The organism is Streptomyces sp. MS191, from assembly GCF_008042125.1.
Lineage (GTDB): Bacteria > Actinomycetota > Actinomycetes > Streptomycetales > Streptomycetaceae > Streptomyces.
The window spans coordinates 1262-25639 of the sequence record NZ_RDBI01000046.1; the positions used below are offsets into that span (position 1 = coordinate 1262).

At 72.3% G+C, this 24378-nt stretch carries 14 protein-coding genes and 6 pseudogenes; 10 read left to right on the top strand and 10 right to left on the bottom strand.

The annotated features are described in order from the left end of the window. The 3 genes from EAO71_RS21835 to EAO71_RS21845 all read right to left on the bottom strand — a co-directional run. Positions 1-1098, bottom strand: a 1098-nt coding sequence (locus EAO71_RS21835; RefSeq protein ID WP_147979535.1) for a LacI family DNA-binding transcriptional regulator, incomplete at its 3' end; no start/stop codon positions are given. Between the two features lie 137 nt (positions 1099-1235). Continuing rightward, positions 1236-2291 carry an ABC transporter permease gene (locus EAO71_RS21840; RefSeq protein ID WP_147979521.1) on the bottom strand — a complete coding sequence of 352 codons (1056 nt, stop codon included), beginning with the start codon at positions 2289-2291 and terminating at the stop codon, positions 1236-1238. Then, on the bottom strand, positions 2288-3259 hold the full coding sequence (locus EAO71_RS21845; RefSeq protein WP_147979536.1) for an ABC transporter permease: 972 nt from the start codon (positions 3257-3259) through the stop codon (positions 2288-2290). The genes EAO71_RS21840 and EAO71_RS21845 overlap by 4 nt, the downstream gene beginning before the upstream one ends. A 186-nt stretch (positions 3260-3445) precedes the next feature. Here EAO71_RS21845 and EAO71_RS39720 point away from each other — a divergent pair. Beyond that, positions 3446-3694, top strand: a pseudogene (locus tag EAO71_RS39720) (ABC transporter permease subunit); the annotation flags it as partial. Here EAO71_RS39720 and EAO71_RS21855 read toward each other — a convergent pair. The 3 genes and pseudogenes from EAO71_RS21855 to EAO71_RS21865 all read right to left on the bottom strand — a co-directional run. Further along, positions 3680-5063 (bottom strand): annotated as a pseudogene (locus EAO71_RS21855) (sugar ABC transporter ATP-binding protein); the annotation flags it as partial. The pseudogenes EAO71_RS39720 and EAO71_RS21855 sit on opposite strands and share 15 nt — an antisense overlap. A gap of 6 nt (positions 5064-5069) precedes the next feature. Next, positions 5070-5367: pseudogene (locus tag EAO71_RS40310) on the bottom strand (ATP-binding cassette domain-containing protein); the annotation flags it as partial. Between the two features lie 90 nt (positions 5368-5457). Then, positions 5458-6543 carry an ABC transporter substrate-binding protein gene (locus EAO71_RS21865; protein WP_147979522.1) on the bottom strand — a complete coding sequence of 362 codons (1086 nt, stop codon included), beginning with the start codon at positions 6541-6543 and terminating at the stop codon, positions 5458-5460. A 591-nt stretch (positions 6544-7134) separates the two neighbouring features. On the opposite strand from EAO71_RS21865, the gene EAO71_RS21870 reads away from it, so the two are divergent. From EAO71_RS21870 to EAO71_RS21880, 3 genes are all read left to right on the top strand, one after another. After that, positions 7135-10425: a LamG-like jellyroll fold domain-containing protein gene (locus EAO71_RS21870; RefSeq protein ID WP_147979523.1), complete on the top strand. Its 3291-nt coding sequence runs from the start codon at positions 7135-7137 to the stop codon at positions 10423-10425. A 224-nt stretch (positions 10426-10649) separates the two neighbouring features. Beyond that, positions 10650-11783 (top strand): S1 family peptidase, encoded by a 1134-nt coding sequence (locus EAO71_RS21875; RefSeq protein WP_147979524.1) that lies wholly within the window; start codon positions 10650-10652, stop codon positions 11781-11783. A gap of 623 nt (positions 11784-12406) precedes the next feature. After that, on the top strand, positions 12407-13600 hold the full coding sequence (locus EAO71_RS21880) for an oxygenase MpaB family protein (RefSeq protein ID WP_147979525.1): 1194 nt from the start codon (positions 12407-12409) through the stop codon (positions 13598-13600). A gap of 121 nt (positions 13601-13721) precedes the next feature. On the opposite strand, the gene EAO71_RS21885 is transcribed toward EAO71_RS21880, so the two are convergent. The 4 genes from EAO71_RS21885 to EAO71_RS21900 form a co-directional block, all read right to left on the bottom strand. Then, a complete protein-coding gene (locus EAO71_RS21885; RefSeq protein ID WP_147979526.1) occupies positions 13722-14918 on the bottom strand; it encodes a TetR/AcrR family transcriptional regulator in 1197 nt (398 codons plus the stop codon). 202 nt (positions 14919-15120) lie between these two features. Next, entirely contained in the window at positions 15121-16212 is a 1092-nt protein-coding gene (locus tag EAO71_RS21890) for an NAD(P)-dependent alcohol dehydrogenase (RefSeq protein ID WP_147979527.1), read from the bottom strand. Beyond that, entirely contained in the window at positions 16209-16706 is a 498-nt protein-coding gene (locus tag EAO71_RS21895) for a DUF4334 domain-containing protein (protein WP_147979528.1), read from the bottom strand. Before EAO71_RS21895 ends, EAO71_RS21890 begins: the two co-directional genes overlap by 4 nt. Before the next feature lie 119 nt (positions 16707-16825). Then, entirely contained in the window at positions 16826-17563 is a 738-nt protein-coding gene (locus EAO71_RS21900) for a TetR/AcrR family transcriptional regulator (RefSeq protein ID WP_147979529.1), read from the bottom strand. Between the two features lie 261 nt (positions 17564-17824). Here EAO71_RS21900 and EAO71_RS21905 point away from each other — a divergent pair, with 261 nt between their 5' ends. The 6 genes and pseudogenes from EAO71_RS21905 to EAO71_RS21930 form a co-directional block, all read left to right on the top strand. Beyond that, positions 17825-18979 (top strand): CaiB/BaiF CoA transferase family protein, encoded by a 1155-nt coding sequence (locus tag EAO71_RS21905; protein WP_147979530.1) that lies wholly within the window; start codon positions 17825-17827, stop codon positions 18977-18979. Then, positions 18979-20004: an LLM class F420-dependent oxidoreductase gene (locus tag EAO71_RS21910; RefSeq protein WP_147979531.1), complete on the top strand. Its 1026-nt coding sequence runs from the start codon at positions 18979-18981 to the stop codon at positions 20002-20004. The genes EAO71_RS21905 and EAO71_RS21910 overlap by 1 nt, the downstream gene beginning before the upstream one ends. 151 nt (positions 20005-20155) lie before the next feature. Beyond that, positions 20156-21166: pseudogene (locus EAO71_RS21915) on the top strand (acetyl-CoA C-acetyltransferase); the annotation flags it as partial. Between the two features lie 116 nt (positions 21167-21282). Continuing rightward, a pseudogene (locus EAO71_RS21920) lies at positions 21283-23424 on the top strand (AbfB domain-containing protein); the annotation flags it as partial. A gap of 182 nt (positions 23425-23606) precedes the next feature. After that, positions 23607-23900: a WhiB family transcriptional regulator gene (locus tag EAO71_RS21925; RefSeq protein WP_147979534.1), complete on the top strand. Its 294-nt coding sequence runs from the start codon at positions 23607-23609 to the stop codon at positions 23898-23900. 85 nt (positions 23901-23985) lie between these two features. Beyond that, positions 23986-24378 (top strand): annotated as a pseudogene (locus EAO71_RS21930) (leishmanolysin-related zinc metalloendopeptidase); the annotation flags it as partial.

Consider the following 24378-nt stretch of genomic DNA (forward strand, 5'->3'; position numbering starts at 1 on the left):
GCACGGCGGCCCCGAGGGCTTCGGCACGGCGGCCCCGAGGGCTTCGACACCAAGGTGTGGCGCGCGACCCCCCTCACCGACGGGGACACGGCCGCCCCCGGTGGACTCCCTGACGACGAGCCGGTAGCCGGGTCTGATCCGGCGCGGCTCGGACACGGTCGCGCCGCCGAGCCGTTCGACGAGCCGGTCGACGGCGAGGCGCGCGATGGCCTGCTTGTCGGGCGAGACGGTGGTGAGGCTGATCGCGCCGAAGCGGCCCTCCTCGATGTCGTCGAAGCCGACCACGGCGATGTCCTCGGGGACCCGCAGTCCGCGTTCCGTGAGGGTGCGCAGGGCGCCGAGGGCGATGAGGTCGTTGTACGCGAAGACGGCGTCGGGGCGGGCCCCTCGTTCCAGGAGGGCGGCCATGGCCGCGGCTCCGTCGGTGCGGCCGTAGCCGTCCGTGGCCACGACCAGCGCCTCGTCGGGTTCCAGGCCCGCCGCGACGAGCTCTTCCCGCCAGCCCCGCAGCCGCAGGTGCGCCGGCTGCCGTTCGCGGCCGGTGCGGGAGCCGAGGAAGGCGATGCGGCGCCGGCCCAGGTCGAGGAGGTGCCGGACCGCGGTGCGGGCCGCCGCGACGTTGTCGATGGCGATCTGGTCGTAGGGCGCCTCGTACTCGCGCTCGCCGAGCAGCACCAGGGGCGAGGTCTCCTGCCGGGCGAGGAGGTCGGCGGTCTCCAGGTGGATGGGGCTGAGGATCAGCCCGTCGATGACGTGGGAGCGGAACTCCTGGCAGACGAGCAGCTCCCGCTCCCGCAGCCCCGCCGTGTGGTCGACGAGGACGGTGTAGTCGTGCTGGGCGGCGGCGTCGATGACCGCGCCGGCCAGCTCCGCGAAGTAGGGGTTGCCGAGTTCGGGGACGGCGAAGGCGATGATGCCGGTGCGGCCCTTGCGCAGGTGCCGGGCGGTGAGGTTCGGACGGTAGCCGAGCTCGTCGATGGCCTGCTGCACCTTGGCGCGCATCTGCGGTGTGACGTGGGGATAGTTGTTCACCACGTTGGACACGGTTTTGATCGACACGCCCGCCCGCTGCGCGACGTCCTTGAGGCTGACGCCCACGGAACTCCTCTGGTTCGGCTCTGATCGGCTGGGGGCCGGCGTGGTGCGGGGTCCCCGGTGCGGTAGGGGCGCCCGGGAGGGCGCTCCGGTGTACCGGGACCCCGGCGACCGGGCGTCCGGGTGGGGTTCTTCCCGCGTCAGAGCGTTCTTCGGCTGCGTGAAACGTACCGCTGTGCGACGACGACGAGGATGAGAAACCCGCCGCTGACCACCGACTGGTACGAGGAGTTGAGCGAACCGATCTGGTTGATCAGGTTCTGGATGACGGCGAGCAGCAGGACTCCCCACAGGGTGCCGCTCACCGATCCGGCGCCGCCGACGAGGAGCGTTCCGCCGATGACGACGGCGGCGATCGCGTCGAGCTCCATGCCGGTGCCGATGATGGTGACGCCGGAGGAGAGCCGGGCCGCGTTGATCGCGCCGGCGAAGCCCGCGAGGAGGCCGCTGAGCAGGTACACCGTCACCTTGGCGCGGGCGACGGGCAGCCCCATCAGGGTGGCGGCGTCGCTGCTGCCGCCGACGGCGAAAAGGGTCTGGCCGAAGGAGGTGCGCTGCAGGACGATGCCGCCGGCGCCGAAGAGGGCGAGCGCGACGAGGATCGGGTAGCCGAAGCCCGCGATGCTGCCCTGGCCGAGGGTGGCGAAGGCCGAGTCCTTGGGGACCAGGTAGGTGGTGGCGCCTTCGTCGGTGAGGGCGAGCAGCAGCCCGCGCGCGCCGAGCAGGGAGGCGAGGGTGACGATGAAGGGGGCCATCCCGGCCCGGGCGATGAGCAGTCCGTTGAGGCAGCCGATCGCTCCGCAGGCCGCGAGCGGGACCAGCAGTGCCGGGAGCAGGCCCCATTGCGAGGCCCACGCGGCGAGGACGCCGCCGAGGGCGAAGACCGAGCCGACGGACAGGTCGATGCCGCCGGTGATGATCACCAGCGTCATGCCGAGGGCCACGACGGCCAGGAACGACGCCTGCACCGTCACACCGCGGGCGTTGTCGAGGGTGGCGAAGGTGGGATAGGCGAACGACGCGATGACGACGACGAGCAGCAGGACGGCGAGCACGCCCTGACGCTGGACGAGCGAGGCGAGGCGTTCCCGGCCGGACACCTCGGCGCCCGCGCGGTCCGTGACGGCGGTGCCCTTCGCGGGCGCGGGGGCCGGGGCGCCCGTCCCGGAGGAGGCCAGGGGTGAGGTGAGGTTCATCGGGATCGGCGCTCCCGTGCGACGTAGACGGCGGCGATGATGATGGCCGCCTGGGCTATCTGGGCGGTGGAGTCGGGCAGGTCGTGCTTGACGAGCGTGGCGCGCAGCAGCTGCATGAGGAGCGCGCCGGCGACGGTGCCGAGCACGCGGATGGAACCACCGCTGAGCGGGGTGCCGCCGACGACGACGGCGGTGATCGCGGACAGCTCCATGAGGGTGCCCAGCGACGACGGGTCGCTCGCGGTGAGCCGGGCGGTGGCGAGGACGCCGGCCAGGGCGGCGAGCACCCCGCACAGGACGTAGACGCCGGTCAGCACGCGCTTGACGGGCAGTCCGGCCAGGCCGGCGGCGGAGCGGTTGCCGCCGATGGCGACGATCTGGCGCCCGAACGTGGTCCGGTGGACGAGGAAGGCCACGGCGAGTGCCAGGACGCCCGCGACGAGGACGACGAGCGGGATGCCGAGCAGGCTTCCGGTGCCCAGCGACAGCAGGTCGGGGTTGACGATCTGCTTGAGCTGACCGTCCGCCATGACGAGGGCGAGGCCGCGCCCGCCGACGAACAGGGCCAGGGTGGCGACGATGGGCTGGAGTCCCACGACGGACACCAGGGTGCCGTTGACCGCGCCGACGACGGCGCCGGCGAGCAGCGCGATGAGCAGGGCGGGCACGAGGCCGTAGCCCAGGTACAGGGGCAGGAGCGCCGCCGCCAGCGCCATGGCGGAGCCGACCGACAGGTCGACTCCCTCCGTGCCGATCACGAGGGCCATGCCGAGGGCCACGATGACGATCGGGGCGACCTGGATCAGCTGGGTGCGGAGGTTGTCGACGGTGAGGAAGTGCTCGGTGAAGAACGCGTTGAAGAGCAGGAGCGCGGCCACCGCCGCGTACACGCCGTACTCCTGGAACCACGCGGGGGCGTTCAGCCGTGCGGTGCCGCGGGTCGGTGCCGCGGTCGCCTGGGTGGTCACGGCGGCGGGGGCCGGGGCCGGGACGTGCGGTGCGGCCGCCGGTGCGTCGCCCTCGGCGGGGTGGGCCGCGGGCGTGGCGGCGGGGGAGTGGTCGGCGTGGCGGCGGGGGAGTGGTCGGCGAGCGCGGCCAGCAGGGCGTCCTCCGACACCTGGTCGCCGGTGAGTTCGCCGGCGGTGGCGCCGCCCCCGATCGTCATCGTGGCCCTCGGCATGGCCCTCGTGATCGGCACGGAGGGAGTCGACCTGTCGGTCGGCTCCGCCATGGCGCTGGCGGCGGCGCTCCTGCCCCTGTACCTGGGCTACGGCCTCGTGCCCGCCCTGCTCATCGCGCTGCTCGCCGGCGCCGTCGTCGGCGCGGTCAACGGCACCCTGGTGTCCGTCGTGGGACTCCAGCCCATCGTCGCCACCCTGGCCCTGTTCGTCGGCGAGCGCGGCCAGCAGGGCGTCCTCCGACACCTGGTCGCCGGTGAGTTCGCCGGCGGTGGCGCCGCTCCTGAGGACGACGATCCGGTCGGAGCCCTCGACGAGCTCCTCGATGTCGGAGGAGATGAGCAGGACGGCGAGCCCTTCCTGGGCGAGTTCGTCGATGAGGGCCTGGACCTCGGCCTTGGCTCCGACGTCGATGCCGCGGGTGGGCTCGTCGAGCAGCAGCACCTTGGGTTCGAGGCAGAGCCAGCGGGCCAGGAGCACCTTCTGCTGGTTCCCGCCGGACAGTTCGCCGACCTTCTGCTCGGGGCTGGACGCCTTGATGCGCAGCCGCTTCATGAAGATCTCGACGACCCGGTCCTGCTGCGCGCGCGAGACGATGCCGGCGCGCGAGAGCCGGGGGAGGGCCGCGAGCACGATGTTCTCGCGGACCGACAGTCCGGGCACGATGCCCTCGGCCTTGCGGTCCTCGGGCAGCAGGCTGATCCCGGCGCGGATGGCGCTCGCGGAGGAGAGCCTGCCGAGCGGGGTGCCGTCGATGCGGACCTCGCCCGCGTCCAGCGGCAGCGCGCCGGCCAGCGCCTTCGCGGTCTCGCTGCGGCCGGAGCCGAGCAGTCCGCCGAGTCCCAGGACCTCGCCGGGGTGCAGCTCCAGCGACACGTCGTCCAGCTGGTGCTTCCTGAGCAGGCCGGTGGCCGTCAGGACGGGCTTGCGGGCGATGTCGTGGCCCTCGTCGCCGAAACTCGTCACCCCGTGCCTGCGCACCTCGGAGATCTCCCGGCCGAGCATCATGGACACCAGTTGCATGCGGTCCAGTTCGGCCAGGTCGCCGGTGTGGATGTGGCGGCCGTCGCGGAGCACGGTGACGCGGTCGCAGATCCGGTAGAGCTCGTCCATGCGGTGGCTGACGTAGACGACGGCGATGTTCTTCCGGCGCAGGTCGCCGATGACCCGGAAGAGGGTCTCCACCTCGCGGGGCTCCAGTGAGGAGGTGGGTTCGTCCATGACGACCACATGGGCCTCGACCGACACCGCGCGGGCGAGTGCGACCATCTGCTGGGTGCCGATGCCCAGGGTGTGCAGCGGCCGGCGCGGGTCGACGGTGACGCCGAACCCGTCGAGGAGCTTCCCGGCCTCGGCGTGCATGCGGCCGAAGTCGATGAGGGAAGGGGCGGGTGAAGTGGACCGGTGCCCCGGACAGCAGCAGTTCGCCGCTGTCCGGCCGGTGCACGCCGGTCAGTACCTTGATCAGGGTGGACTTGCCCGCGCCGTTCTCGCCGACGAGCGCGTGCGTCTCTCCGGCGCGGAGGGTGAACGAGACGTCGTCGAGGGCGACCACGCCGGGGAAGCGTTTCCCGACGCCGCGGGCTTCCAGCACCGTCGGCGCGGTCGCAGATCCGGTAGAGCTCGTCCATGCGGTGGCTGACGTAGACGACGGCGATGTTCTTCCGGCGCAGGTCGCCGATGACCCGGAAGAGGGTCTCCACCTCGCGGGGCTCCAGTGAGGAGGTGGGTTCGTCCATGACGACCACATGGGCCTCGACCGACACCGCGCGGGCGAGTGCGACCATCTGCTGGGTGCCGATGCCCAGGGTGTGCAGCGGCCGGCGCGGGTCGACGGTGACGCCGAACCCGTCGAGGAGCTTCCCGGCCTCGGCGTGCATGCGGCCGAAGTCGATGAGGGGCCGGAGGGCGGCCCCGCGGCCCGGGAGGTGGCGCGGGCCGGCCGTGGTCCGCGGGGATCCGCGACCGGCCCGGGGCGCGTCCCCGGGTCAGTACGCCCCGCCGAGCGACGACTTGGCGTTCGCCGGGTCGTAGGCGCGGTCCGAGATGATGACGTCCTCGGGGATGCCCTCGCCGGAGTAGAACTTCTGGGCGGTGGCGAAGGCGAGCGGCCCGAAGCGCGGGTTGGACTCGATGACCGCGTTGAGCTCGCCGTTGGCGAGGGCCTGCACGGCGTTGCGGGTGCCGTCGATGGACACGATCTTGATGTCCTTGCCCGGGGCCTTGCCCGCCGCCTTGAGCGCGGTGACGGCGCCGAGCGCCATCTCGTCGTTCTCCGCGTAGACCGCCGTGATGTCGGGCGTCGACTGGATGAGCTGCTCCATCACCTGCTGGCCCTTGTCGCGGGCGAACTCCCCGGTCTGCTGGGCGACGATCTCCAGACCCGGGGCCTGCGCCTTGACCTGGTCGACGAAGCCCTTGGTGCGGTCGGTGGTGACGCTGTTGCCGGACGAACCGAGCAGGATGGCGACCTTGCCCTTGCCGCCGGTGGCCTTGATCATCGCGTCGGCGGCCCGCTTGCCCTGCTCGACGAAGTCCGAGCCCAGGAAGGCCAGGTAGTCCTTGCACGCCGAGGCGTTGACCTTGCGGTCGATGGTGAGGACGGGGACCTTCTTGGCGGCGGCGGCCTGGAAGGCCGGCTCCAGGCCGTCGGAGTTGAGCGGGGCGACGATGAGGAACTGCGCGCCCTGCGCCAGCATGTCCTGGATGTCGCTGATCTGCTTGGAGAGCTGCGACTGTGCGTTCGTGGTGAGCAGCTTCTTGACGCCGACCTTGGCGGCCTCGTCCTTGATGGACTGCGTCTCCGCGATGCGGAACGGGTTGGCCTCCTTCTCCGACTGGGAGAAGCCGACGACCGCGTTCTTGAGGTCCAGCTTGGGGGCGCCGTACGTGGTGAGCGTGCAGCCGGGGCCGGCGGACGCGGAGGGGGTCTGGACCGTCTGCGCGCCCTGGCTGCTGTCGCCGCCGGCGTTGTCCGTGGTCTCCGACTTGGCGCAGCCGGAGAGGGCCAGCGCGGCGGTGGCGGCGACGACGCAGGCGACGGCGAGCGTGCGGGATCTCTGCGGAAGGGTCATCTCAGGACACTCCTTGGCGGGGGACAGCACCGCCGAGTGGCGTGCGGTCGCGCGGTGTGGGAAGGCAGAGCCGGTCTGCCGCGACGGGCCGGCAGACCAGGGGCGGCACGGCCCCGATCTCGCGAGATCAAGGCCCTGACCTGGGCGTATCAAGGTGCGGAGCAGCCGCCTGGCGGGTCGGCGACTCCGGCTTTACAACGTTATAACCGCGTCCCGAGGGGCGCGGCAAGAGTCCGGCGCGACGTTTCCGGAATGTGTCCGAGGGGGCGGGTCGCCCGGCGGGGCACGGGACGTGACGGGGCGTCGGCCGAGTGGGTGCGGGGGGTCTGGACAGCCGCCGGACGGCGTGCTGTCATTCCGCTGCACACAGTTTTCCAACGTTGGAATGACGGTCGGCCGTCGCCGCCGGCACCTCCTGTGCCGTCTGCCCGCCCGACCGTGGCGCCGTCGGCCGAGCCCGCCGGCGCGACTGTGCGGCACCGCCGGGCGCCCGCGCCCCGGAGGCGAACACGGCGCCTCGCCGGGGCACTCCAGCCGTCACACCTGTTCCGGGTTCCGGCTCCGATTCCCCTCTCTACGAGGAAAGATTCGATGACACGACGACACACCCGCCCCCGAACCAGAATGTGGGCGCTGCTGACCGCGGCGGCCCTGGTGCTTCCCACGAGCACCCTGATCCCCGCCGCGTCGGCCGCGGAGCCGGCCGGACCCGTCTCCGCGCACGCCGCCGACACCGCCCAGGGCGCCGAGAACGCCGCCGTCGAGGTGCACGGCCTGAAGGGCGAGTACTTCAGCATGTCGGCACCGGGCGCGCGGGACTTCGCCGAGCTCGGCGGCACGTCCCTCGACCCGCAGATCGACTTCTCCGGCCTGACCGGCACGTTCCAGTCGCTGACGGGGCGGTCCGAGCACACCACCGCCCGGTGGACGGGCCGGATCGAGGCGCCGGCCACCGGCGACTACACCTTCCACGGCATCGGCGACAACGGCTTCCGGCTCTACATCGACGGAAAGCCGGTCATCGACCACTGGATACCGGACTGGGACAGGGAGCAGACGAGCGCGCCGGTGCGGCTCACCGCCGGCGAGAAGCACGACTTCCGCCTGGAGATGTTCCAGGACGTCGGCGGCGCGAACATGTTCCTGCGCTGGTCGAGCCCGACGATGCCCAAGCAGCTCGTCCCGGAGTCGGCCTTCACCCCGCCGGCCGACTTCGAGGTCTACCCGGTCGAGTTGGCCGTCCCGGCGAGCGGCCGTCAGCTGCGCCTGCGCTTCGACGGCCGGGTCTCCGGCCTGGCGGCGGTCCAGGACCACCTCACCATCGAGGCCGACACCACCCCGATGCCGATCCGTTCCGTCGCCGTGGCGCCGGACGACCCGAACACGGCCCTCGTCACCCTCGCCGAGCCGATCCAGGAGAACCAGCGGGTCCGGGTCGTCTACGACGGTCAGGGCGGCCTGAAGAACGGGGACGAGACCGTCCCGCAGATCCTGCGCTCGGCGGCCAACGCGTCCACCCACCGGCTCACCACCGAGTGGGGCGACAGGCTCGACGAGAAGAACCCGCTGCCGGAGTACCCGCGCCCGCAGCAGGTGCGTGCCAAGTGGAAGAACCTCAACGGGGCCTGGCAGTTCGCCGGCGCCGCCGCCGGCGAGCAGCCGGTGTTCGGCAAGGACCTCGACGAGAAGATCATCGTGCCGTTCCCGGTGGAGTCGCAGCTCTCCGGCCTGGAGCGGCACGAGGACCACATGTTCTACCGCCGCCTGGTGAACGTGCCCAAGGACTGGAAGGTCGGCGCGGCCGGCAAGGGCAACCGGCTGAAGCTCAACTTCGGGGCGGTCGACTACCAGGCCCGGGTCTGGGTGAACGGCCGGCAGGTCGCCGAGCACACCGGGGGCTACAACGCCTTCAGCGCCGACGTCACCGACGCGCTCAAGGGCACCGGGCCGCAGGAGGTCGTCGTCGCGGTCACCGACACCGGCGGCGCGAACCAGCCGACGGGCAAGCAGTCCACCAACCCGGGCGGCATCTTCTACACGCAGTCGTCCGGCATCTGGCAGACGGTGTGGATGGAACCCGTCGCCCCCGTGTCCATCGACGACGTCGTCACGACGCCCGACATCGACACCGGCAGCCTGGCGGTGACGGTCGCGTCGGACGACGCCGGAGCCGGAGCCCGCGTCGAGGCGGTCGCCCGTGACGCCCGCGGCAAGGTCGTCGGCCGGGTCAGCGGCCCCGCCAACAGCGAACTGCGCCTGCCGGTGGCGAAGCAGCACCTGTGGAGCCCGGACGACCCGTACCTGTACGACCTCCGGGTGAAGCTCACCGACGGGAAGTCGGCCGACACCGTCGACGGCTACTTCGGGATGCGGAAGATCGGGATCGAGAAGGTCGGCGGCTTCCGGAAGCTGGTGCTGAACAACAAGCCGATCTTCTCCCTGGCCACGCTCGACCAGGGATTCTGGCCGGACGGCCTCTACACCGCGCCCAGCGACAAGGCGCTCGCCTTCGACCTGGAGGCGCACAAGAAGCTCGGCTTCAACGCCGTGCGCAAGCACATCAAGGTGGAGTCGCCGCGCTGGTTCTACCACGCGGACCGGCTGGGCCTGCTGGTCTGGCAGGACTTCGTCTCGGGCAACCTCACCGACGAGTCGGGACACCGGGCCTTCGTCGACCAGGGTCGCGAGATGATGCGCCAGCACCACGATTCCCCCGCCGTCATCGGCTGGATCGTCTTCAACGAGGGCTGGGGCGAGTGGAACCGCGAGGAGACCGGCCGCATCACCGAGTCCGTCAAGGCCGCCGACCCGTCCCGCGTCGTCAACGCCCACAGCGGTGTCAACTGCTGCAACTCCAAGGGTGACTCCGGCAAGGGCGACATCCTCGACCACCACGACTACAACAACACCGACCCGGCCTTCCCGGACCACCGCGCGGCGATGGACGGCGAGCACGGCGGCTTCACCCTGCGCGCCCCGGGCCACATGTGGCCGGGCGCCCCGACGGTGATCTACAGCGGTGTCGCCGACAAGGAGGCGCTGACCCGCAAGTACGTGGAGAACACCGAGAAGTTCTACCTGGAGGCCGCCGGGGCCGAACTCTCCGGTTCGGTCTACACCCAGATCACCGACCTGGAGAACGAGCTCAACGGCCTCTACACGTACGACCGCCGGGACATCAAGGTCGACCCGGTGCGGGTGCGCGAGGTCAACCGCAGGATCATCGCGGCCGGCGCCGCGGCGGGGGAGCGCGACCTGCTGAAGGGCGGCGGCTCCTGGTCCCTCGACGAGGGCAGCGGCACCACCGCGCGGGACGCCGGCCCCAACGCCGAGGACCTGACGCTCACCGAGGGCACCGCCTGGACCCCCGGAGTCGGCGGCAGCGCGCTGAAGTTCGACGGCCAGGGGCAGTACGCCCAGACCGGCGGGCCCGTGCTCGACACCACCGCGAGCTACTCCGTGTCCGCCTGGGCCACGCTCGACGCCCTTCCCGGCAACTACGCGACCGTCGTGAGCCAGGACGGCCGCCGGCAGGAGAACCCCTTCTACCTCCAGTACGGGCAGGGCGCCTTCGCCTTCAGCACGCCCGGCGGGAACCGCGCCCGCTTCGTGACCACGCCCGAGACGGGCCGCTGGTACCACCTGGTGGGTGTGCGGGACGCGGCGAGCAACGAGATCCGGCTGTACGTCGACGGTGCGCTCGTCGCCACGGCGGCCTCCGGGCCGGCCGACGTCAGCACCGGGCCGCTCTCCGTGGGCCGTGCCAAGTGGGGCGGCGGGAACGTCGACTTCTGGCGCGGGTCGATCGACCAGGTCCACGCCTACGACAAGGCGCTCTCCTCCGAGGAGGTGGCCGCGCTCCACGCGAGCGAGAAGCCGTAGGGGGTGTCCGGGTGCCGCGCGGTTCGAGCCGCGCGGCACCCGGGAACCCCGGCGCCCGGGCCAGGCCCGGGCGCCGGGGGCTTTCGCGTGCCCGGGAGCGGTCCGGACGGGGCCGTGACCGACGGCCGGTTCTTGGTATGGACCTGACAAGGGATCGCCGCTAGCGTGACGCCGACGGCTGTGAGAGCGCTCTCAAAGCGTTCGATCCCCCACCAGGAGGCCACGTGAAACGCACCACCCCCCTGCGCGCCGCGGTCGCGGCGCTGCTGCTGACCGTCGGACTCGGCGGCGCCCAGGCCGGCGCCGCGAACGCCGCACCCGCGCCCACCGTCTCGGCCGGACTCCTCGACGCCATGCGGCAGGACCTCGGCCTGACGCCCCGGCAGGCCGAGGAGCGGATACGGGCGGAGCGGGCCGCCGCGGGCGTCGAGGCGGACGCCCGGCGCACCGCCGGCTCCACGTACGGCGGCTCGTGGTTCGAACCGGCCACCGGACGGCTCGTCGTGGGCCTCACCGACCGCTCCGAGGAGGCCGACGTCCGCGCCCTGGGCGCCGACACCCGGCTCGTCCGGCACAGCGCCGCCGCGCTCGACCGGGCCAAGTCCCGCCTCGACCGGCTCCCGGCTCCCGCCGGAGTGGCCGGCTGGCACGTCGACCCCAAGGCCAACAGCGTCGTCGTGACCGTCGTCCGCGCCGACCGGACCGCGCCCGCCGTGCACGCCTTCGTCGAGCGGGCCCGCCGGACCGGTCCCGTCACCGTCGCCGAGACGGCCACCGCGCCGCGCACCTACGCGGCGGGCACCGTCGGCGGCGACCCCTACTACACCGGCAACGTCCGCTGTTCCATCGGCTTCTCCGTGTACGGCGGCTACGTCACCGCCGGTCACTGCGGACGGGCCGGGGCCGCGGTGCGCGGCTGGGACGGGTCGGCCCAGGGTACGTTCCAGGGCTCCTCGTTCCCGGGTGACGACTACGCGTACGTCGGCATCCACAGCGGCTGGTGGACGGTGCCGGTGGTGCTCGGCTGGGGAACCGTCCCGGACCGACTGGTCCGCGGCTCGGCCGAGGCTCCCGTGGGCGCGTCGATCTGCCGCTCGGGCTCCACGACGCACTGGCACTGCGGCACCGTCCTCGCGAAGAACGAGACGGTCAACTACAGCCAGGGTGCCGTCTACCAGATGACGAAGACCAGCGTCTGCGCGGAGGGCGGCGACTCGGGCGGCGCGTTCATCAGCGGCGACCAGGCCCAGGGCGTCACGTCCGGAGGCTGGGGCAACTGCTCCTCGGGCGGCGAGACCTGGTTCCAGCCGATCAACGAGATCCTCGGACGCTACGGGCTGACGCTGCACACGGCCTGACGCTGCACACGGCCGGCCACGCGCCCGGCCCCCGGACCCGTCCGTCCGGACCCGCCACGGCGACACGCCGCCGGGTCCGGACGGGCGGGCTCCTGTCTGTCCGGACCCGGCCTCGCCATGGCGTCAGCGACCGGCCTGCACCGCCGGCGGAGCCGCGGTCCACGGTGTCCGGCAGCGCGAACCTGTCGCCCGACGCGCCCTCCCACGCCGGGTCGGGCCGCCCGACCCGGCCTCCGCGACGGTCGCCCTCGCCGCTCTCCTCCGGTGAGCGGCGCCGTTCGCCCGGCGACACCTCGCCCCGCCGGCACGGGCAGGCCGACGGGGTCCGCCGGCGAGGTCGATGAGTTCCGGCGCCCCGCCCGGGCCCGCTCGTCCTCGGCCGCTACCGTCCGCTCGTACGGCGAGCGGCCGCGCCGGACGTCCGATGACCGCGGCCCGCAGCCCCCTGGGCGACATGGGCGACGAGCCCCTCCGTCACCACCATTGCCCCTGCCGACGCACCTCGCTATGTTAATCAAAAATCACATCCGTGCGACAGGGTTCGAAGATCCGTCGATCGCACAACTGGCAAGTCTGCGTAGGCACCTGGAACCATCTGGCCCATCAGGGAAGCAGGTAAGTCAATGGAGAACCTCAGCAGGCGAAGGGCTCTGTCGCTCGGTGTCGCACTCGGCCTCGTGAGTGTGGCGAACCCCGCCCGGGCGTCGGCGGGATCGGTGACCGGAGCCGCCGCGGGGACCGGCCCGGAGTGGATCTGGGACGCGGCGGCGGACCCACTGATGGCTTCGATGCTCGACGGCGGACACGTACCGGCGATCAACACCGCGTGGGCGTCGTGGGTGAACAACGACGATCCGCTGCCCGGCGGCCTGCCCGCCGAATTCGCCGCGTACCTGCGGCAGGTCAACCGGCTGCCCTCCTGGGCCGACCCCGCCAAGCTGGCCCGGGCCGCCGGCTTCAACCGGCGCAGGGACACGTACCTCTTCATGCTGTACGGCCTGGGCAGCGGAATCATGAGCACGGTGATCCCGCGCGAGGCCAAGAGCGTCTACTGGTCCGCGGGCGGAGCCGACATGCAGGACCGCGCGGCCAAGACGTTCACCTTCGGCTACGACCTGTCCCAGCTGGGAGCCTTCGAGCCGTCGGGGCAGTTCGTCGTCACCGCCAACAAGACGCGCGTGGTGCATGCCGCGGTGCGTCACCTGCTGCCGCAGTCACCGCACTGGCGGGCGGTCGCCGACGAGACCGTCCCGATCAGCGCCGCCGACATCCTGGTGACCTTCCACAGCCTGGGCACCTACGTGTACCGGAAGCTGCTCGACTGGAAGATCCCCTTCCCGGCCGCCGACCAGGAGGCGTTCCTGCACTCGTGGCAGGTCGCCGTCCACCTGCTCGGTGTACCGGACGAGCACATCCCGCAGACCTGGGCGGCCGCCGAGAAGCAGTCGGCGCGGGTACTGGCCCCGATCCTCACCCCGTCGACCGAGGGCATCGCACTGGCCGAGGAACTGCTCGGCCTGACCGCGCAGGTCGACCTCGGCGTCACGCGCGGGTTCCTGAACGAGTTCGTGCGCTACGTCCTCAGCGACGAGGTCGGCGACTGGCTGGGACTGAAACGCGACTACGCGTCGGCGGCCCTGGTCCGAACCGCGTGGCCCGCCTACATCCTGTTCAGGGAGGGGCTGTCGCCCGTCATGCCCGCCACCTTCTACATGTTCGACCAGTTCGTGCGGGCCCTGGCCATGCTGTTCCTCAACAAGGGCTCCTCCGGGGCCACCACCCCCATCACGATCCCCACCGGCAACAGGGCGGGCTGAGCCCGCGATCCGATCCCACCGCCCGCCCCAGGGCAGACGGCCGAGGGGCGGGCACGAGGGTGACTCCCGCACGTGCCGCCTCACGACGCGGCGCGCCGTCGCCGGCGGGTCCCTGGGTCTTTCAGAGACCCAGAGCGGCCAGGACCAGAGCGATCACGGCCTCACGATGGTCGGGGCTGTCCTGCCACCGCAGTCTGCGTCCCGCCTCGACCACCACACCGAACCCCGCGTGCACCAGAACCCGGGCCTGGCGTGGGTCCAGCTCGGGGCGGGCCAGCCGCAACTGCTGCTCCCACACGGCGATGTGCTCCCGCTGGGCGAGGACCACGGGCTGCCGCAGGCCGGCGGGCAGGCCGGCGAGTTCGGCCTCGGCGACGCTGTTGAGCTCGGTGTGCTCGAAGCTGTAGGCCACGTACGTCGCCGTCAGCGCGACGAGGGCGTCGTGCGGGCCGGACACCTCCCGCAGACTCTGCTCCACACCCTGGGCCAGGAGCCCCGCCGCCTGGAGACATGCCGCCGCCAGGATGTCGATCTTGCCGGGGTAATGGCGGTAGAGGGCGGACGGGGTCAGCCCCACCGCCTCCGCGATCTGACCGTTCGTGACGCTGGCGAACCCGTCACGGGCGAACAGCGGGATGGCGGCCGCGAGGATCTCCGCGCGTCGCGTGCGCGGCACCGGCCGCGCGGGCAGTTCGACGGGCCGTGCCCCCGGCCCGCCGGCCGCCGGATCACGCGCGGCCACACCCAGCGCGGACGCCAGAAGCAGGTCCTCGGCCCGCCGCCCGGCGATGGAGGTGTGATGCATCGTGATGGACCCGATCGCACCGAGGGCCGCCATGGCCCGTAGCCGCTCGTCGGGCAGTGGGTCCTCGCGCTGTACCGCCTCGTCGASCSGSTCGACGAGGCGGCCGAACTTCACCCCGAGGCGTCTGCGGTCCTCGCGCCTGAGGTACCGGGCCTCCCATCGGTACACGCCGCCCGACGCGCGATGAGCGACGGTGATCCGGGTGACGGCGGTGAGCACATCGGTCAGGGCCGCCCCGGGCGGCACCTCGTCGAGCGCGTCGATCAGACCGTCCACCATGACGTCGGCGCACTCGGCGAAGAGCGCGTACTTGTTGGGGAAGTGCCGGTACAGGGCGGCCGCGGAGATGCCCACCCCGGCGGCGACCTCCTCCATGGACGCCGTGTGGTACCCGCGCTCGCTGAAGACCCGCCCGGCCGCGTCGACGATGAGCTGCCTGCGGTTGCGGGGCCGGGTGGCCGCGGTCGGACGGCCGGTCGCAGCCGAACCGGCGGATGGAGAGGCGGGGGCCATGCGGATCAGTGAATCACAAGCCGTCAGAGGCCGGGCTTCCTCGGCGTGGACCGCACACGACGTGACTCCGGGACGGCTTTCCGGTCGATCCCCGGCCCCGCGACGGGAACGGCTCGGGCCGACCGCCCGCGCGGTGGGCGGTCGTCGGCGTTCCGGCGCGGACCCGCCTCCGCCGCAGCCGCTCCGGGTGCCGGGCGGCCGGTCAGGCGAAGGTGAGGACCGGTTTGACCACGCTGCCGTCCCCCATGGCGGCCACGGCCGCGCCGATGTCCTCGAAGGGGAACGTGGTGACCAGCCGGTCGAGCGGGAACAGGCCGCGGCGGTGCAGCCCGACCAGTTCGGGGATGAAGCGGCCGGGGTCGGAGTCTCCTTCGAGCACCCCGTGGACGCGGACCCCCTGGGCGAGGAGGCCCATCACGTCGAACGTCACCTCGCCGCCGATGCCGAGGAGGGCGAGTGCGCCGCGGGGGCGCAGCGCGCCGACGGCCCGGCGGGCCATCTCCGGACGGCCGGTGGTCTCGACGACGTGGTGCGCACCGCCTCCGGTGAGGTCGCGCAGGGCCGGTACCAGGCCGTCCCCGGGTGCCAGGGCCGCCTCGGCGCCGAGCTCGACGGCCAGGGCCCGGCGGGAGGCGACCGGGTCGACGGCCACCACCGGACGGCAGCCCACGGCCACTGCGGCCATCAGCGCGCTCAGGCCCACCCCGCCCGCGCCCAGGACGATCAGGGAGGAGCCTGGTTCGGGGCGCAGCCGGTTGAGCACGGTGCCGGCGCCCGTCTGGCCGCTGCAGCCCAACGGTGCGGCGACCGCGGCCGGCAGGTCGGAGGGCACCCTGACCACGCCGCGTTCGTGGACGACGGCGTGCGTGGCGAAGCTGGACTGGCCGAAGAAGCCGCCGTGCAGCGGCATGCCCTCGCGGGAGAGCGGAGAGGTGCCGTCCGCGCGTCCACCGGAGAGGTTCCGGTCGTGCGCGGCGTGGCAGTAGGCCGGGTGGCCCGCCGCGCACTGCTCGCAGGTGCCGCAACTGGCGAAGCTGAGGCAGACGTGGTCCCCCGGCGCGACCCCCGTCACCTCCGCGCCCACGGCCTCCACCCGCCCCGCGCCCTCGTGGCCGAAGACCATCGGGGTGAGCCGCCGGGGCCAGGTGTCCCGCATCCCCAGGTCGGTGTGGCAGATGCCGACCGCGGTCATCCTCACCCGTACCTCGTCCGGCCGCGGGTCCTCGAGGTCCGCGTCCCGGACGGTGAAGGGGGCGCCCGGTGTCTCGGTGACGGCGGCGCGGACGCGTCTCACGCGCCCTCTTCCTCATGCGGGGCCTCGGGGGCGCGCTCGAGGAAGAAGTAGAAGAAGGGGCCCTCGGGAGGGACCCCCTTGACGTTCATGATCCCCATCAGCGTGGTGTCGTCCACCTGCTTGAAGTGGTCGAAGACCGGCTGGCCGTCATAGACCATGGTGGCCGTCGGTTCGCCGCGGAACTCGACGGTCCACAGGCTGGCCTCACCCTTTCCGAGCTCGCGGTCGGAGTACAGCCCGCCCGAGGCGTCACGGCAGATCAGCGGCTTGGCGTCGTGCAGGGCGACAAAGGTCTTGCCGTACCAGCGGGCCTTCGCCAGCGCGCCGTCGAGGGGGTGACCCGTGCGGAACTCGCCGCCCCGCCACGCACCGAGTATGTCCTCGGGCCGGACGGTGTCCAACGCCGCCCAGATCTCGTCGAGTTCGGCGGGGTCGACCGGGCCGTTCTTCTGCCGGAGCTCCTGGAACCGGTCGCGGGCCTCGCGCACGTCCATGCGGGGGTGTCCTCTCGTCGGTGCTGCGCCGTGGAAGGGGGACGTCGATGGTGCTTCGGGGGGCGCCCGCGACCGCTGCGGACCGGCGGAGCCCGGCGGGAGCGGGGCGCCCAGCCGCGTCACCGGGAGGTGCGCGGAGCGGGGTCCCGGGGTGCGGGGGCCCGCGCGAGGGAGGGCGGCCGGAGTGAGGAGCGCCCTGGGAACGGGAGCGCAGGATCGCCGGTGACCGCGCCCGGGTGGCCCACGGTGCCGAGGCTCAGCAGTACGTGGCGTTCGGCGACCTCCTCCGCGGTGAGCGGGCCGTCCTCGCGGAACCAGTTGGCGACCCCCTGGCACATGACGAGCACCGATCGCACCGCGTCGGCCGGGATCGGCGTGGTGAACACGCCCTGTGCGCGGCCCGACTCGACCGTGTCCAGCAGCATGTGCTCGAGGTAGTCGCGCAGGGCGACGTAGCGGGCCCGGTTCTGTGGTTCCAGGCTGCGGATCTCGGTGTCCAGGAAGGCCAGCTGCTGACGGTGGGCCATGTAGAGCACGATCGACTCGACCATGCCGCAGAACCGGGCCAGCGGATCGTCCCCGGCCTCCGCGGACGCTGCGCGGCAGCGGTCCAGGACGTCCTTGATGGACGTCTCCAGCAGAGTGGCCAGCAGAGCCTGCTTGTTCTCGTAGTGGTAGTACAGCGCGGGTACGGTGACGCCGACCCGGCCGGCGATGTCCCGGACCGAAGTGCCGTGGTATCCGTGCTCGTTGAAGGCTTCCATGGTGCGCATCAGGATCGGGTGCAGGTCGAGCGGTCCGTAGGAGCGCCAGTGCTCCGCCGGGGGCGTGGTGTCCTGGCTCGGCACGGTGTTCAACGACTCTCCTCGGGACGGGCGGCGATCCGCGACATCGTACGGCCGTGAGTCCGCAGCACCTCTCTTCGGTTGCTTAGCGATCGCTCAGGAGAACCTTGGCATCCGGTCCGGTCCGCTGTCACTCCCTTCGACGGGGATCCGTAAAAACTGGTGTGACACGGGGAGTTGACCGCGCGGCGGTGCACTCCTACGTTCTTAGCGAACGCTCAGTAAGTCCCCGGTCGGCGGCGGCGAGTCCGCCGTGCGCCGAGAGAGGAACCCATGAGCCGGCATTCCACCGACCTTCCCCGCCGCGACGTGGCGGGTCCGCTGGACGGCGTGCGCGTGGTCGAACTGGCGGGGATCGGCCCCGGTCCGTTCGCCGCGATGCTGCTCGCCGACCTGGGCGCCGACGTGGTGCGCGTGGACCGCCCCGGCCCCTCGCCGCTCGGCGGCGACCCCGCCCGCGACGTGACCAACCGCAACAAGCGCTCCGTCCTCGTCGACCTGAAGTCGCCCGAAGGGCCGGCTGTCGTAAGAGCGTTGGCCGCGCGCGCCGAGATCCTGACGGAGGGGTACCGACCCGGTGTCGCCGAGCGGCTCGGGGTCGGCCCCGAGGAGTGCATGGCCGCCAACCCCGCGCTGGTGTACGGCCGGATGACCGGCTGGGGTCAGCGAGGCCCCCTCGCGTCCCGGGCCGGACACGACATCGGCTACATCGCCACCGCCGGCGCCCTTTCCATGATCGGCGCGCCCGACGGACGACCCGCCGTCCCCGTCAATCTGCTCGGCGACTACGCGGGCGGCTCCCTCTATCTGACCACCGGGGTCCTCGCCGCGCTGCTCACCGCTCGCGCCACCGGCCGCGGCCAGGTGGTGGACGCCGCGATCGTGGACGGCGCCGCACACCTCACCGCCATGTTCTGGGGCATGCTCGCCGAGGGCACCTGGCAGGACGCCCGCGGCCGCAACCTGCTCGACGGCGGCTGCCCCCATTACGGCGTCTACGAGACCGCCGACGGCGGCTGGATGGCGGTCGGCGCGCTGGAACCGCAGTTCTACGCGGTGTTCGTGTCCCTGCTGGGCCTGGACGGCGTGGCACTGCCGGACCGCACCGACCGCCGCAACTGGCCTGCTCTGCGGGAGGTGTTCACCTCGCGGTTCAAGACCGCCACCCGCGGGGAGTGGACGGCCGTCTTCGAAGGCACCGACGCCTGTGTCGCGCCCGTGCTCTCGCTGCACGAGGCCGCCGGCCATCGACACCTGACCGGACGCGGCACCTACACCGAGGCGTACGGCATCACCCAGCCCGCTCCCGCCCCCCGTTTCTCCGACACCCCCGGCACTCTCCGGCTCCCGCCGGCCCTTCCCGGCGCGCACACCTCCGAGGTGGCCCGCGACTGGGGCGTGCCCGAACTGCTGAAGGACGACTGCTGATGGAACTGTCCTCACCCCTGGCGTACGCCGCCGATCCGCGCGCCGCCGCGGACCGGGCCGCCGCCCTGGAGTCCGCGGGCCTCGACGCCGTCTGGGTGGCCGAGGCGTACGGCTTCGACTCCCCGACCGTCATGGGGTACCTCGCCGCGAAGACCGAGCGGATGCGGATCGGCGCGGCCATTCTCAACGTCTACTCGCGCACCCCCGCGCTGATCGCCCAGACCGCGGCCGGACTCGACGCCATGAGCGGAGGCCGCGCCCTCCTCGGCGTCGGCGCCTCCGGACCCCAGGTCGTCGAAGGCTGGCACGGCCGCCGCTACGACCGCCCGCTGGGTCGCACCCGCGAGGTGATCGAGCTGTCCCGGCGGATCTGGCGGCGCGAGGTGATCGAGCACCACGGCATCACCGACCTGCCGCTGCCACCCGAGAAGGGAGGCACCCTCGGCAAACCGCTGAAGCTGCTGAACCACCCGGTCCGCGACGCCATCCCCGTCTACCTCGCGGCATTGGGCCCGGCCAACGTCAGGATGGCCGCCGAGATCGCGGACGGATGGCTGCCCTTCCTCTACGTCCCCGAGTACGCCGACAAGGTCTGGGGCCGGTCCCTGGCCGAGGGCCGCGCCACGCGTGACCCCGCGCTCGGCCCGCTCTCGGTGGTGGCGGGCGGCCTGCTGGCCATCGGCGACGACGCCGAGGCCGTCCGTGACCTGCTGCGCCCCACCGTCGCGCTCTACGTCGGCGGCATGGGCGCGCCCGGCCGCAACTTCTACCACGACCTGGTCCGCTCGTACGGATACGAGTCGGCCGCGGCCGCCGTCCAGGAGCACTACCTCGCGGGCCGCAAGAAGGATGCGGAGGCCGCGGTACCGGCAGAGCTGCTGGAGCAGCTCTGCCTGGCCGGCCCCGAGGGGTACGTCCGCGACCGCGTCGAGGTCTTTCGTGAGGCGGGCGTGACCATGCTCAACGTCACCCCCGTCGGTCCCGATCCCGCCCGGCTGATCGAACGCGTGAGGAGCTGGCTGTGACGGAGCGCTACCTGTACGGCCCCGACCACGAGGCCTTCCGCGACACGGCGCGGACCTGGATCATCGGCCGCCCGCTGCTCGCGGACCGCCCCCGATAGCCCCTGTGCTGCGTTCGAGGCTTCCTGCAAACCCGACACGGAAGGCACCCGAGGTGATCACCGAAGCGTACGTGTACGACGCGATCCGCACCCCGCGCGGTCGCGGCAAGGCCGGCGGGGCCCTGCACGGCACCAAGCCCATCGACCTGGTCGTCGGCCTGATCCACGAGACCCTGCGCCGGTTCCCGGACCTCGACCCGGCGGCGATCGACGACATCGTGCTCGGTGTGGTCAGCCCGGTGGGCGACCAGGGCGCGGACATCGCCCGCACCGCCGCCATCGCCGCCGGACTGCCCGACACCGTCGCCGGCGTCCAGGAGAACCGCTTCTGTGCGTCCGGCCTCGAAGCCGTCAACATGGCCGCGATGAAGGTCCGTTCCGGCTGGGAGGACCTGGTCCTGGCGGGCGGGGTGGAGTCCATGTCCCGTGTTCCGATGGGCAGTGACGGCGGAGCCTGGGCGCTGGACCCGGGTACCAGCCATGCCACCGGATTCGTCCCGCAGGGCATCGGAGCCGACCTGATCGCCACGCTGGAGGGCTTCTCCCGGCACGACGTCGACTCCTACGCGGCGCTCTCCCAGGAGCGGGCGGCCGCCGCCTGGAAGGACGGGCGCTTCGACCGCTCGGTCGTCCCCGTGCGGGACCGCAACGGGCTGCTGGTCCTCGACCGGGACGAGCACATCCGGCCCGGCACGACGGCCGAGAGCCTGGCCGCGCTCACGCCCTCCTTCGCCCGGACCGGCGAACTGGCCGGCTTCGACGCGGTGGCGCTGCAGAAGTACCACTGGGTGGAGCGGATCGACCACGTCCACCACGCGGGCAACTCCTCCGGCATCGTCGACGGCGCCGCCCTGGTAGCCGTCGGCAGCGAGGAGGCGGGCAGGCGCCACGGCCTGACCCCGCGGGCACGGATCGTCTCCGCCGCGGTCTCCGGAGCCGATCCCACGATCATGCTGACCGGGCCAGCGCCCGCCTCCCGCAAGGCGCTCGCCAAGGCCGGCTTGACCGTCGACGACATCGATCTGGTCGAGATCAACGAGGCGTTCGCCGCCGTCGTCCTGCGCAGGTTTTACATCGTTGAAAGGACGCTGTAAACCCTCCCCGCACGGGGCCGGGCGACGGGCCGATCCGCCAAGTCCACCGTGACCGGGGCGAGTCGGGGGATCCCCGCAGGTGCGGCCGCCCCCAGCGGTCTCAGGACGACTGGGCCAACCTCAACGGCATCTGGGACTTCGCGGTCACCGGCGCGAACGCCGGGCAGCCGGCGTCCTTCCCGGAGCAGATCCGGGTGCCGTTCGCCGCCGAGTCGGCGCTCTCCGGCATCCACCGCAGGATCACCCAGAACGACCGGCTCTGGTACAAGCGGACGTTCACCGTCCCCGCCGGCTGGAACGGACGACGCGTCCAGCTCAACTTCGGCGCCAGCGACTGGCGCACGACGGTGTGGGTCAACGGACAGCAGGCCGGGGCGGTGCACAGCGGCGGATTCGACGCCTTCCGGTACGACATCACGCCGCTGCTCAACGGTGGCGTCAACACAGTCGTCGTGTCGGTGTGGGATCCGACCGAGACCGGTGGCCAGGCCATCGGCAAGCAGCGCATCCGCGACGTCGCCCCGCACGACGGCGGGGGCATCTTCTACACCGCCGCCTCGGGCATCTGGCAGACGGTGTGGCTGGAGCCCACCTCCGCCGCGCACGTCGAGCGACTCGACATGGTGCCGGACCTGACGAACAACACCCTGCGCGTCACCGTCCGGGGCGCGGGCACCAGCGGTCACACCGCCCGCGTGACGGTCGCCTCCGGCGGGACCGTGGTGGGGTCCGCGACCGGCCCGGTCGGCAGCGCGTTCTCCGTCGCGGTCCCCGGCCCCCGGCTGTGGACGCCCGAGGACCCGTTCCTGTACGACGTGAGGGCGGAGATCCTTTCCGGCGCCACGGTCACCGACACGGTCGGCAGCTACACCGGCATGCGGTCCGTCTCGCTGGGCCGCGTGGACGGCGTGATGCGGCCCCTGCTGAACGGCCGGTTCGTCTTCCAGACCGGCACCCTCGACCAGGGGTACTGGCCGGACGGCATCTTCACGGCGCCGACCGACGCCGCGCTCCGGTTCGACCTCCAGAAGCACAAGGATCTCGGCTTCAACATGGTACGCAAGCACATCAAGGTGGAGCCGCAGCGCTGGTTCTACTGGGCCGACCGGCTCGGCCTGCTGGTGTGGCAGGACATGCCGGCCATGGATCTGCGCACGCCCGACGCGGCCGCCCGGACCCAGTGGGAGGCCGAGTACGAACGGATCATCGACCAGCACCGCTCCTCCCCGTCCGTCGTGATGTGGGTCGACGAGAACGAGGGCTGGGGCCAGTACGACCAGGCCCGGATCGCCGACAAGGTGAAGGCGTACGACCCGTCGCGCCTGGTCGACAACATGAGCGGCATCAACTGCTGCGGCTCGGTGGACGGCGGCAACGGCGACGTGGTCGACCACCACGTCTACGTCGGCCCGGGCGTCACCCGGCCGTCCGCGACCAGGGCCGCCGTGCTCGGCGAGTTCGGCGGCCTCGGGCTGCGGGTGGCGGGGCACGAGTGGTTCCCGGGCGGCGGCTTCTCGTACGAGAACCAGCCGTCCACCGCGCACCTGGACAACCGCTTCGTCGGCCTCCTCGACGCCATCCGGGAGACCCAGATGCCCGCCGGGCTCTCGGCCTCCGTGTACACCGAGATCACGGACGTCGAGAACGAGGTGAACGGGCTGCTCACGTACGACCGCCAGGTCGTCAAGGTCGACGAGGCCCGGGTGCGCAACGCCAACCTGGCGCTGATCCAGGCGTCGCGGAACCCCGCCGGGCCGGTCACGCTGCCCGTCGGCCAGTACCGGTCCCTGCGGGTGACCACGCCCGGCTACACCGACCGGTACATACGTCACCAGAACGGTGCCGTCGTCACCGAGGTCGTCGGCGCGGGCAGCGCCGGCCTGCTCAAGAACGACGCGACGTGGAAGGTCGTCGCCGGGCTGGCCGATTCCCGCTGCTACTCCTTCGAGTCGCGCAACTACCCCGGCCAGTACCTGCGGCACCGCGACTTCCGGGTCTACAAGGAGGCGGGGGACGGATCGGCGCTCTTCCGGGCCGACGCCACCTTCTGCCCCGTCCCCGGCGCCGGCGGGGTCCGGCTCTCGGCCTACAACTTCCCGGAACAGTACCTGCGGCACTACGAGGCGCAGTTGTGGCTCGCCACCCCCGGCGGCGCGCACACCTGGGACAACCCGGCCCTCTTCACCGAGGACACCACCTGGGCCGTCGACGCGCCGTGGGCGCCCTGACCCGGTCGCGCCCCGGCACGGCCCCACCCGCACGACGGTCCACCGGCCGCGTCCGCCCCGGGGGCGGGCGCGGCCCCGTCGTGAAAAAGGGCGGTGCGGACGGGCCGCGGGGTGTTTCAAGTGCCGGTGTGCGGTCAGCCGAAGAGGAGCGAACCCGTCCGCACACACCCCAGGAGGCACTGATGGAAGGCTGGCGCGCATCCGCCGCATGCCGGAACGTCGATCCCGACCTCTTCTTCCCGGTGGGCAACGGAGCGCCCGCCCTGATCCAGGCCGAGGAGGCGAAGGAGATCTGCCTTCGCTGCCCGGTGCGGGAGGCGTGTCTGGACTGGGCCATGGACGACGCCCGCCAGGTGACCGGGGTCTGGGGCGGCCTGCGGGAGGACGAACGGCGCGCGCTCAAGCGGCGGTTGAAGCGCCGGGCGGTCGGCTCCGACCGGTCGGGCGGCGCGGCCGCGGGCGACCGTTCCCCCTGATTTTGGTTGCATGGTCTACCGCAGCGAACGTGTCTAGAGTGGTGCACAGGGGATGTCCCGGCTACACGTGATGGGAGCAGTAGCCATGGGCAGGCTCACCCACCATGCCTACGAGACGTACAAGACGGTCGCCGACGGTGCCCGCGCCGCGGAGCTCGCCGCGACCACCTCTCCCTTCCAGATCGAAGTGCGCTTCATCGGCGGACTGACGAGCAGCCAGCGGGATGTGTTCGCCGAAGCCGCGGACCGCTGGGCACGCGTGATCGTGGGAGACCTGGAGACCGCGGTCGTCCAGGACTTCAGCGGGACGGTCGTGGTCGACGACCTGCTGATCGACGCGGAGGGCGTGCCGATCGACGGTGTCGACAACGTCCCCAACATCCTCGGCCAGGCCGGCCCGACGCGGTTCCGCCGGAGCGACGCGGCCGCCGGGGCGGGGCTCCCCGCCACGGGCCGCATGCGCTTCGACAGCGCCGAC